Annotated in this window: 11 protein-coding genes; all 11 read left to right on the top strand. The window is 40.9% G+C overall.

All coding sequences use genetic code 11. From position 1 onward, the window contains the following. The first annotated feature begins 248 nt into the window (after positions 1-248). Positions 249-995, top strand: a complete 747-nt coding sequence (locus VRHSUH09_RS06800) for a BUD32 family EKC/KEOPS complex subunit (protein ID WP_054747159.1) — start codon at positions 249-251, stop codon at positions 993-995. Between the two features lie 272 nt (positions 996-1267). Next, the gene (locus VRHSUH09_RS06795; protein WP_009352393.1) at positions 1268-1474 is read left to right on the top strand and encodes a DUF1659 domain-containing protein; all 207 of its coding nucleotides are present in this window, start codon (positions 1268-1270) and stop codon (positions 1472-1474) included. Positions 1475-1748: 274 nt separating this feature from the next. Further along, positions 1749-1970: a DUF2922 domain-containing protein gene (locus tag VRHSUH09_RS06790; RefSeq protein ID WP_009352278.1), complete on the top strand. Its 222-nt coding sequence runs from the start codon at positions 1749-1751 to the stop codon at positions 1968-1970. Between the two features lie 164 nt (positions 1971-2134). Beyond that, on the top strand, positions 2135-2722 hold the full coding sequence (locus VRHSUH09_RS06785) for a DedA family protein (protein ID WP_054747157.1): 588 nt from the start codon (positions 2135-2137) through the stop codon (positions 2720-2722). Between the two features lie 11 nt (positions 2723-2733). Next, on the top strand, positions 2734-4365 hold the full coding sequence (locus VRHSUH09_RS06780) for an ArnT family glycosyltransferase (protein WP_105081746.1): 1632 nt from the start codon (positions 2734-2736) through the stop codon (positions 4363-4365). A 269-nt stretch (positions 4366-4634) separates the two neighbouring features. Beyond that, the gene (locus VRHSUH09_RS06775) at positions 4635-5588 is read left to right on the top strand and encodes an ABC transporter substrate-binding protein (RefSeq protein ID WP_105081745.1); all 954 of its coding nucleotides are present in this window, start codon (positions 4635-4637) and stop codon (positions 5586-5588) included. Between the two features lie 10 nt (positions 5589-5598). Continuing rightward, on the top strand, positions 5599-6351 hold the full coding sequence (locus tag VRHSUH09_RS06770) for an ABC transporter permease (RefSeq protein ID WP_105081744.1): 753 nt from the start codon (positions 5599-5601) through the stop codon (positions 6349-6351). 11 nt (positions 6352-6362) lie between these two features. After that, the gene (locus VRHSUH09_RS06765) at positions 6363-7136 is read left to right on the top strand and encodes an ABC transporter ATP-binding protein (protein ID WP_105081743.1); all 774 of its coding nucleotides are present in this window, start codon (positions 6363-6365) and stop codon (positions 7134-7136) included. Between the two features lie 317 nt (positions 7137-7453). Next, positions 7454-8245: a uracil-DNA glycosylase gene (locus tag VRHSUH09_RS06760; RefSeq protein ID WP_105081742.1), complete on the top strand. Its 792-nt coding sequence runs from the start codon at positions 7454-7456 to the stop codon at positions 8243-8245. An 80-nt stretch (positions 8246-8325) separates the two neighbouring features. After that, on the top strand, positions 8326-9402 hold the full coding sequence (locus VRHSUH09_RS06755; protein ID WP_105081741.1) for a DUF805 domain-containing protein: 1077 nt from the start codon (positions 8326-8328) through the stop codon (positions 9400-9402). Positions 9403-9953: 551 nt separating this feature from the next. Further along, complete coding sequence (locus VRHSUH09_RS06750; protein WP_245876003.1) at positions 9954-12089, top strand: ribonuclease J; 2136 nt, start codon at positions 9954-9956, stop codon at positions 12087-12089. Positions 12090-12175 lie beyond the last annotated feature (86 nt).

Raw genomic sequence — 12175 nt, 5'->3', positions numbered from 1 at the left:
GTTTTATAAATAAATTTGATTTTGATATCAATTGAGAATTATAGTATAATGAGCATATTGATTGTATACACTTATATGAACAATGACTTATATAACAGCATTAGTTTATAAATCACAATAATGTTGGGCTTATAATGTAGAACTTATACGATAGGGAGATTCGTTGTATATAGAACATCTACTTTAAGTGAACGATTATGTAAAAGGGATTTTTAACATTATTAAGTGCTATATACAGGGAGGATATAATGAATGATATGCTATTAGAATATATCGATCGGATGATCGATCAAGAGAAAGACCATCGCGTTTTTCCTGTAGAATTTAATAACCAAAAATATTATGTAAAACAAGATATTAGTAATCATCGCTCTAGTTGGATTAAGCCAGCTCCTAGAGCTTCTTTTGATTATGAGTTCTATAAAATTTCCTTTGTGAATACACAGTTGCCTGTAGCACCAACGATTGCAGGCTTTAGAGAACATTACTTTGTTACCGAAGCGTGTGGTAATACTTTAACTTATTATAGTCAATTGCCTGCGCAACATCCTGATGACGATAGTTTGGATGATATGGTAACACATATCTTTTATATATTTGGGAAGACCTTAGGTCAGTTACATGACTATGGTTTATCTCATGGGCGTCCTGCCATGCGTGATATTACCTATGATCCAGATACTGATAAGATTACGTTGCTAGATTGGGAAAATGGCCGTCGTTGGCCTGAATTAACACCGCAAGGTTGGGATTTACTTATCTTTGTTCACAGTTACTTGCGTGAGGACAACCTACCGATTTCTTATCTATACGCCATGATGAATGGTTATAGTTCAGCCCGTACAGCACATGATACGGTATTGCATGTAAAAGAAATCTTACGCAAACACGAATGTCTTTTTAAGTTCTGTCGTATGCTAAATCCGTTCCATTTTGTAGATACAGAAGCAGCTGTTAAAGCTTATGACTTCATGTTGGCCTTGAAAACCGAATAGTGTTGAATTTAAGCGTTTTAACATACCGGTACTATTGCTAATGGTGCTCTATAGTGTTTATAGACCTTTACGGTTCCTATTTATATATTTGTATAACTAGGAATTGGTAAAGGTCTTTTTGTATTTATAAAAGTCGTATTGTTTTAATACTGCAATAAGTACAGAGTTGAAGCTGTAATTCCCAAACTTTCACAATGATTACCTTAATTACTCTAGCGGGGGTTGTCGAGAGGGACCCTCAGGAATATAAGAGGGTGAAAGGAGGTGATACGATGGCTAACATTAAACGTACTAAATTGGTGTTGCGTTTTAACATCGGTACCGAAGATGCGCCGAAGTACAAAGACGTAACCTATACACGTGTTGCAGAAGAAGCGTCCGACGATAATGTGAAAACCGTTGGTAATGCGCTGGCAGCCTTGTATGACCACAGCTTGTCCGACGTGGTCCGCGTCAATGAAGTATCTTTAGGACATTAATTGTAGATTATCTACATATTCTTGTTTTAGTTGCTCCAAACACATCCTAAATTGCTGATTTCATACATCCTTACATAGTCGTAAAAGGGTGTAGCAATCGCAAGTCCACACATTCCCATCCTTATTGATATGAATCGTAGATAGATATATTTAATCTAAGTGTAATTTGTGTAATTACAGAATTACAGAGTTACAGAGCTATAGAGCTACAAAGATCATCCTATTCTATCTAAATTCGAGAACTTGTTTATGAAACGTGAAAGGAGGCGCCCACATGGCGGAAAAACGCGTTGTATATCTTACATTTTCTACGGTCGGTGGTAAAAGCACATCAGTCACAATTAGTGCTCCTCGTGCTGGAATTACTTTACAAGATGCTAAAACAGCGGCTAATGCGCTAGTAGCTAACAAAGTAATTCTTGGTTCTGGTGATGCAGAACTTGCTGCATTTACTACGGCTCGTGAAGTAACAACTCAAACTACTGAATTGCAATAATCGTATACTGCAAATCGTTAAAAGGGCTCTCGCCGGTGGTGAGGGCCTTTTTATTATGGTAAAATATAAGGTATACCGAACAGGTATGGTAATGATGAAAATACTATGTCCAAAAATTGGTGCATCATGTAATCCGAATGGGAATTTTTTTAAGGGGTAAAACAGTGGAATATATCATTTCGTTTATGGAAACTTATGGCTATACAGCCATGTTCATTGCAATGGTTCTAGAAAATGCTAACGTACCTATTCCGAGTGAGATTGTACTTGGTTTTGCAGGATATTTGATCGCTCAAGGTATATTTGATATGCATACGACGATGGTCGTAGGTACTTTGGCGGGGATTGTTGGCTCTGTATTATCCTACTGGATGGGTGAATATGGTGGTCGTCCTCTATTATTAAAATACGGTAAATATGTATTCTTTAATGAACATAAATTTGAATTAGCAGAAAAGATGTTCAATAAATACGGCGGTGCGGCCGTATTCTTTGGTCGCCTTTTACCTGGTGTTCGTACCTTCATTTCTTTCCCCGCAGGTATGGCGCGCTATCCAATGTGGCACTTCATCATTTGGACAGTTCTTGGTACGATTCCTTGGACGATTTTGCTCGTTTACCTTGGCAAGATACTTGGTGAAAATTGGCAAGATCTTATCGAATACAATCATGAATTCTTGATTGTTATGGTTGTTGTCTTTGTAATTATAGCTGCAGTACTGGGCTTTAAATACTATCGCAATCGTCGATAAGGAGGGGCCTTATGAAACTCTCTCGCTTAACACCAGTCATGTTTATTGTGTGGCTCGTGTTCTACATGTTCGGCAATAATATGTTGCCTGTTACCGATCCTGTTGAATCTAATTACGCGTTAACCGCGAAGGAGATGGTTCTTTCTGGTGATTGGTTGTCTCCTCAAATTTATGGTACCTATTGGTACGACAAACCGATTATGATTTATTGGCTTATCGCCCTTAGTTTTAAACTTTTTGGTATCGCCGATTGGGTGGTTCGTCTACCAAGTGCTATCTTTGGCGCGTTGTCAGTAGCGACCATGTATCAATCGATGCGCACTATAAGCGGTAAGTGGGCTTTGGGGCTCATCGGCGGTTCTGTTCTGGGTACATCTCTCATGTTCTGGACCGTAGCTCATGGCATTATTACGGATATGGTCTTACTATATACGACATTGATGGTCATGATTTACTCCTATAAGGGGATGGTGGAACAGAAACCATACGCCATGATTGTAGCTTATGTATTTGCAGGGCTAGGTGTACTGACTAAAGGGCCTGTAGCACTTGTCTTGCCAGGGATGATATTACTTGTCTTCGCAGGCATCAACCGCTCTTGGTCCATGGTGAAAGCCATCTTTGATTGGCGTGGTATTTTAGCATTTTGTGCAGTCTGCTTCCCGTGGTATGCGTACATGTACAGTGTTCACGGCCAAGATTTTATCGATGGTTTCTTAGGTCTTCACAATGTAACGCGTGCCACACAATCCGAGCATCCAGAGGATAATGTTTGGTGGTATTATCTGGCTATCTTCCTCGGCGCTTCTATGCCGTGGACGGGGGCCGTTATTTACGGTATTATCGATGGTTTAAAACAACGTCATACAGGTTTTATCTATAATATGACTTGGGGTATAGGTATTGTTTTATTCTATACCTTGATGGCTACTAAATATCCTTTATATACCTTTGTTAGCCTCGTTCCATTTAGTGCTATTGGTGCCATGGGCGTTATGAAGCTTATTCGTAAAGGCAAGTCTAGAGCTTTAAAATGGATTATTGTAGGGCCGACGTTGCTGTTGTGGCTTGCCTATGTAGCGGGAACATTCTTCGCTCCGTGGGGCTTCTATTTCTTGCTCTATGTAGTGGTGGCTATAGCGGTACTACTTATGCTTCATGCATGGTTTACAAGAAGAGGCTATCGTTTAGTCACTATTATCGTCCTTGGTACGATGGTGATATCCTCTATCGTTGTTGTAGAAGGCTTAGAGCCATTTATTAAACAACGTAGTAATATTGATGTAGTACCAGTAGTAGATTCTTATGATGGCGATGTATATTACTATAACGGTTATAGTACAGCGACTGTATACTATACAGGGCATAAGATTATCAAAATCAACGGTGATGAAAGTCGTTGGGATGATCGAGATAAATTGAAAAAACGCAGTGCTGAATGGGCAAAGAAATATCTTATGGAACAAGTCAATGAAGAGGAGTTTAACAAGATTATAGCGTCAGGTAAACCGGTGATGTTAATCGTTCCAAAAGGCGAAATTAAGCATTTCCGTCAATCCTCTATTTACCCGAATGTATCAGAATTTAGCGAAGCCGGTACATCAGAGGTATATGTATTGAATAAAAAGACTATATTCAAGTAAGTCTAACAAGTAAATAACGACTGCAAATAGGTAGCATCCTTTGGGTGCTACCTATTTTTAATATATAGATGTTTTTCGCACCCAAATAATAATACCTACAATATTACTATGTTTTGTTGACAGAATTAATACACATTGATATAGTAGGGTATAAATAAGTTTAGAAGACAAGGTGTTCTAGAACCAGACTTCATCTAGGTTTTAGAAAAGTGCGAAAAAAGACATGTGTCAAAAACGCCCCTTGTTATGAGGTAGAAAGAGGGGAAGTTATGAAGAAGACTTGGTATCTAATCATCGGAGTGGTTCTCTTGGTTATTGGCTGCATAGCCTATGGTTATTATGAACACCATAAACCAAAGACGGCACAAGAATTAAAGACTGTACGCGTAGCCTATTTACCAATTACTCATGCATTGCCAGTATTTGCTACAAAAGAGCTGGAAACGGCAGATGGTCCTGTTCATGTAGAGCTTGTTAAGTATGGGTCTTGGCCAGAGCTTATGGATGCGTTAAATACTGGTAAGGTAGATGCCGCAGCTGTTCTTGTTGAACTTGGTGTAAAGGCTCGTGAACAAGGCATTGATGTCCGTGCTGCTGCACTTGGTCATACAGAGGGTAATATTATTATCGTCAATAAGGATATTAACTCCGTTCAAGACTTAAAAGGCAAATCCTTTGCGATCCCTCATAAACAATCAACTCAAAAAATTCTCGTGGATTGCATGCTTGAAGAAGCGGGTCTTTCTGAAAAAGATGTGCAAATCGTTGAAATGAGCCCTCCAGAAATGCCTTCTGCTCTATCGGTAGGACAAATTGCTGGGTATAGTGTAGCCGAACCATTTGGCTCTCTAGCCCTTGAAATGGGAACTGGGAAGGTCTTCGAAGATCCTGACCATCTCTGGCATGATAATATTTGCTGTGCCCTCGTGTTTAATGGTCAATTCGTCGATGAACATCATGACTTGGCAAAAGCTTTCACCAAGGCCTATCTCGATGCAGGTAAATACCTAGATGAGCATCCAGAGTCCCAAAAAGAAATTGCCTTAAAATATTTAAAGTTTAAGGATCCTATTATTGAACGTTCCTTACAAGTGATTGGGTTTAAAGATTTAGCCCTTACAGAGGACCGTTATAATGCGCTTGTGCATCATATGACACATATTGATTTAATCAAAAAAGTGCCGACCTATTCAGAGTTTGTAGATACATCATTGTTACCATAGGAGGGGGACCATGAAGAAATATACATATGTGCCGGGCTCATTTATCGCAGCTTGGCTAATTTGGGAGTTAATCGTTCGCCTCGGCGGTTTTAACGAAGCGCTATTGCCAACGCCGTATAAGGTGTTGGTCGGCTTTGGTGAACTCATTGGAGACGGTGTCCTCTTTAAGGATATTGCAGATAGTTTAGTACGGTTCTTCATTGGTTACATCATTTCTGTTGTGGCTGGTGTATTCTTCGGCCTTATCTTGGGGTGGTATAAGGGGATTTGGAACTACATCAATCCAATCGTTCAAGTCATTCGACCAATTTCTCCTGTGGCGTGGTTGCCCTTTATCGTTCTCTTCTTCGGTATCGGCCAAGCACCAGCTATCGTTATCATCTTTATCGCAGCATTCTTCCCGGTGCTATTGTCCACCGTGTCTGCTATTCAAAATATTGACCCTGTGTACATCAAGGTAGCGCGCAACTTTGGTATTAAACAGCCAGAACTGTTATTTAAAATCGTATTACCTGCCGTATTCCCAGGCATTGCATCGGGTCTTCACATCGCTCTCGGTACGGCGTGGATCTTCCTTGTAACAGGTGAAATGGTAGGCTCCCAAACAGGCCTTGGCTTCCTCATTATCGATATGAGAAATAACTTGCGTAACGATCTCTTGATGGTAGCCATTTTGACCATCGGTTTCGTTGGGCTTTTACTCGATTGGGGCGTGTCCTTCATCGAAAAATGGATTTACAAACGTTGGGGTATTGAGAAATAGGAGGTGGCCTCATGGGTTACATTTCGGTGCGTAATGCACACAAGGAATTTATGAAAGATGGGGAACCACTCACCATTCTTGAAGATATTAATCTAGATATTGAAAAGGGTGAGTTTATTTGCCTCCTAGGCCCTTCTGGTTCCGGTAAAAGTACGCTATTAAATGCTATAGCAGGCTTTGAGCTCGTTACATCTGGTTCCATTACTATCGACGGTGAAGAGGTGAAAGCGCCTCAACTCAGATATGTAACGGTATTCCAAAATTATGGCTTGTTGCCATGGCGTACGGTGGAAAGCAATATTGAGCTAGGTCTTGAAAGTAAAAAGGTGCCTAAAGAAGAGCGTCCTGCTATCATCGATAAATACGTTAAAATGGTAGGCCTTGACCACGCCCGCAATCGCTATCCAGCAGAACTATCTGGGGGCATGCAACAACGTGTATCCATTGCCCGTGCACTAGCGGTAGATCCAGATATTATCTTCATGGACGAGCCGTTAGGCGCTCTTGATGCATTAACACGTATCAACTTACAAGACGAAATCTCTCGCATCTGCCGCGAAGAAGGTAAGACGGTTGTATTTGTTACCCACGACATTGAAGAAGCCGTAGTTCTTGCGGATCGCGTTGTAGTACTAGCGGCAAATCCAGGTCGTGTACAAACTATCATCCCTGTAAACATCATCGACAGAACAGACCGTACATCGCCGAACTTTGTTAATATACGGAACCACATCTTCGAACAATTCCAATTAGCAAAAGAAGACAAAATCGAGTTCTATATTTAGTTGTTTTACGGTATACTATAATAAGCTAAAGATTGTAAGTGCTCCACTGAGTGCACAAAAGAAACCACCTAGGGACTGCGACATACCTAGGTGGTTTCTTTAATTATAATGGACAAAATTCTAAAATAATGTATACTATAAGTAGCTGAAGGATTATAAGAATTCACTGTTAGCACAAAAAAACTCCCTCAAGAACGGCGAAATACTTGAGGGAGTTTTTTATTGCTTATTTTTATATTTCTTATGCAATTCGTGTAATTATCATGTATAGTAGATATATATCGGTAATAACGTATGAAATTTAAATTGGAGGCTGTATGTCTTTATTTGAGTTAGAGAAGAGCTTGTCTTTTGATGAATATATAGAGTCCTTTGATGCGGAGCGTGTAGCGAAGGTACGCGGTTTTGTAGATTGGCTCGCACAGTATCAAGGTAGTCTTATCCATAATCCTTGGGGTGAGGTAAACCCCGATTTAGAAATCGTTACAGATGGTTTTGATGCGGCTCAAGTGCGCCGAGATAATTTAGTCGCTTATCTATTGCCGCGCTTAGGTCGAGCTAAGGTTTTTGTGGTGGCTGAGGCTGTAGGCTATCAAGGGGGACGCTTTACAGGTATTGCTATTACTTGTGAAAGAATGCTACTAGATAAGCACAAAACCATTCGTGCGAAGGATGTCACGCCTATTCGTTTAGAACGAACTAGTTCTCCTAGTAGTGCTCTGTTGAAAGATACACAGCAAAAAGACGGCTTTAATGAGCCTACGGATACTGTGGTGTGGAGTGCTATTGTTGAAAAGGGCATCGATCCCTATGACACGTTGCTGTGGAATATATTCCCTTTCCACCCACATAAGGATGGCAACCCATTGACGAACCGCACGCCTACGGATAAAGAACAACAATTAGGCTGGGAATATACAAAACGCTTATTAGATTTACATCTTGAGCTAGGTGGTGTAGAACCTCTTATGCTCGCCGTAGGACAAAAATCTGCTGATACGATGGGCAAATTTGGCCTGTCTGCCATCGGTTTACGCCATCCTGCAAACGGAGGAGCTAATCTATATCGACAAGGGTTTGCAGAGGCTGTAGATACATACTTAAAATAATAGGTGATTGAGATTATTAAAATAATAAGCAATTGAGATAGTTAAAATAATAAAAGATTGAGAGTTTCGGAGAGAAGTTTATGAAACGTTATTGTGATACTTGCCGTCAGTATTGTGATGAGGAGGCTATGTTTTGCCCTACTTGTGGGCAGTATACAGTGGCAACAGAGGTGGAGCGTATCGCACCGGAAGGCGATGTAATCTATCCTTTCGCCCATTACCAAATGAGTTATAAGGATACGTTCCTTTATGTAATGGGGAAAAAGTTCATGGATACCGATGGACGTGCTTCCCGTAGGGAGTTTTTCCAATTTATATTCTTGTGGAATGTAGTGATAATCTGTATATTAGCAGTGTTCTGCGCGTTGACTGCTATATTTAAAACAGGCCCTTATTTACTTGGTTTAGCATGGATGATTATCTCGATTTTAGGACTCGTTTCTTTTGTGCCTATGGTTGCACTCTGTGTCCGTCGTCTCCATGATACAGGAAAAGGTAGTGACACATTATTGCTATTCTTCGTTCCTTTTGTAGGCCCTTTGATCGCATTAGGTTTATTGAGTAAAAAGGGGCAACCCCAGGATAATCAATATGGCAGCGCCTTACAACATATCGTAATCGACAAGCGCTTAGCGTCTATTATGAAAGTGTCTCCTACTAGCAGCTCTTTAACAACGAAAGTTCTTATCGCTGTAATCGTAAGTGCTCTTTGCGTTTCTGGTCTTTCCATGCGTTATATGGCGCCTTCTGATAAGACCATATCCATGGGGTGGTTCGCGAATGCTGTAGTAGGTGAAGGTAGTGAAGAAGCTGCGGAAGCATCGGTAAAAGAATATTTTAATGCCGTTAATAACAAAGATTACGACAAGGCTTTCACCTATGTTATTGATCAAGCTAAGGCTAACCCAACAGAGAAACAAAAGTGGATTGAGTCTATGAAGAAGGCCCCTAAGGTTGACGTTGTCTCTTTAGGCGTTTCTCAAGTGAGCCGCGTAGGTAATTTGAAGCGCATTACCTTCGAGGCGAACTTGCAAATGACAAAACCTAGTGAAGGTGCCGTAGAAGCGACACATACGAAACGCTATATTTCCGTCATTGAAGAAAATGGGGCATGGCATATTGAAGGCTTTTACAAAGATGATCCTAATGATAAATAATTAGATCTAATACAAATAAAATAGCTGTATCATATAAGCATAAAGTACCTAGATCGATTTAAGAATAAAATAGTTAGCTATAAGGATTAAAATAGATAATTAAAATTATATAATCTATAGAATTGACTTGATTTTGTGCGCTTTTGAAGCACTTAACAGTCGTGTAAAGTTCGTGTAATAGCGTTAACATAAGGGTTCCCTCTTTTGTTAGCGCTATTTTTATGTTACAATAGGAGTAACGTATGAAAGCGAGGCTTTCATTAAAATCGATCGGATTATATTGCTAGACCCATTGGATAGGGACGAAGAGAACGTACCCGTCGCGGCTGACATATCTAATGAGGGCAATATACTCATTTGCTATGGCAAATGGTCACAACAACACTAGGAACGGCAAAAATTGATAGCGCATCTTTGCGCCTATTTGACGAGACGCTAGTATTTTAGCGCCTTTTTCTTTGTGTGGCCTCCGTAGCATAGATCAATTCAAGTGATAGGTGAGAAAAGAAACTATGTTAAATAAAATAATGAACAAAATTTTAGGAGGAACTGTGAATACAACAGATAATCAGGTTACTGCGCAAGTGAAAGCAGAACCGACAGTAGCAAGAAATGCTACTCGTGCAGCTGCGGCTGAAGGCGAACAAAAACAGACTCGTCGCCGCACTAATACACGCCGCCCTACTGGCGAGGGTCGTACTCGTCAACATGCAGTAGGTGAAGGCGAAGGCACAACACGTCAACGCCGTACAAATACTCGTACAAATACAAATGGTGGTCGTACAAATACGACACGCCGTACCAGTACACGTCGTAATGCTGAACAAGGTGAGGGTCAAGAACGTACAGAACGTAAACCTCGTCAAACTCGTGCACCACGTGGTGAACGTAGTGAAAATACACGCAATACGAGAACTAATAATGGTCGCAATGGTCAAAACCGTAACAACAACCGTCCAAATAATCGTTCCACAAATCGCAACAATCAAGAGGCACCTGTGGAACTAGTAGGTCGTACACCAAATGGCGCTAATAAGGGTAAATTCCAAATCATCCCTCTTGGCGGTCTTGGTGAAATCGGTAAAAACATGACCATCTTCCAATATGAGGATGAAATCATCGTTCTCGACTCTGGTCTTGCGTTCCCTAGCGAAGATATGCTTGGCGTAGATATCGTTATTCCTGATATGAGCTATATCATCGAGAATAAGGATCGCGTGAAAGCTGTCGTAATTACCCATGGTCACGAGGACCATATTGGTTCCTTGGCATACCTTATGAAAGAAATTAACTGCCCAGTATATGCAACAAATCTCGTTTGTGGTTTGATTGAAGGCAAGTTTAAAGAACATAAGGTATCTCCAAAATGTCTTTGTACTATTGCTGCAGGCGATGAAGTTCAAATTGGTCAAGTGAAGGTTGGTTTTATCCAAACAAACCACTCCATCCCTGACTCCTGTGCTGTGTACTTCGATACACCAATCGGTACTGTACTTCATACAGGTGACTTTAAAATCGATCAAACCCCAGTTGATGGCCGTTTGATGGATATGCACAAATTTGCTGAGCTTGGTAATAAAGGCGTGTTGGCCTTGATGTCCGACTCTACAAACGTTGAAAAACCAGGTACTACAGGCTCTGAAAGCTCTGTAGGCCCTGCTATTAAACAAGCTGTTGGAGAAGCGAAAGGCCGCGTTGTATTGGCTACCTTCGCATCTAACGTATCTCGTATCCAACAAGCTATTGATGCGGCCGTTATGTTCAACCGTAAGGTTGTCGTTATGGGCCGCAGCATGGTAAATGTTACAGAAATCGCGCAAGAACGCGGTTACTTGAACATTCCGCCAAATACAATCATCGACGTAGATGTAATGCACAACTACACAGATGATCAAATCATGATTTTAACAACTGGTTCTCAAGGTGAACCGATGGCAGGCTTGTCCCGTATGGCTACAAGCAACCACCGCACTGTAGAGTTGGCACCGAATGACACAGTTATTATCTCTGCTACACCAATTCCAGGTAACGAAGGTGCTGTAGGTAGAACTATCGATAACTTGCTTCGTTTAGGTTGTAATGTAGTCTATGGTAAGGACCGTGGCATCCACGTATCTGGTCATGCGAGCCAAGAAGAGCTTAAAACTATGCTCAACCTTGTTCGTCCAGAATACTTCATTCCAGTTCATGGTGAGTACCGCATGTTGCGCCGTCATGGTGAACTTGGTGTTGCTATGGGCGTAGATCCTAAGAAAGTCCTTATCGGCGACAATGGTCAAATCTTTGAATTTGATAAAGATGGTGGCCGTAAAGGTGGCCGTGTACAAGCTGGCGCTATCTTCGTTGATGGACTTGGCGTTGGCGACGTAGGTAACATCGTTATTCGTGACCGTCAACAATTGGCACAAGAAGGTATGGTTATCGTTGTAATGGCGATGGATAAAGCTTCTGGTACAATCGTAGCTGGTCCAGACCTCGTATCTCGTGGCTTCGTATACGTACGCGATGCAGAAGAGCTCATGCTTGCTGCAGAACGTAGGGTAGAACAAGTTCTTGATGATTGCGAAGCTCAACGTATTAAAGATTGGACTACGATTAAGCAAAACGTACGTGACGCGTTGGGTAAATTCTTCTACGATAAAACTCGCCGCCGTCCTATGATCTTGCCGATTATTCAAGACGTATAATCACATATATTTTTACAAGCAACTATTATAGATTTCTATAACAGTTGCTTGTTTTTTTGTGCTAGATAGTTGTAATATAAAAGTAA

The organism is Veillonella rogosae JCM 15642 (assembly GCF_002959775.1).
Classification (GTDB): domain Bacteria; phylum Bacillota; class Negativicutes; order Veillonellales; family Veillonellaceae; genus Veillonella; species Veillonella rogosae.
This window is presented reverse-complemented; position numbering and strand designations above follow the sequence as displayed.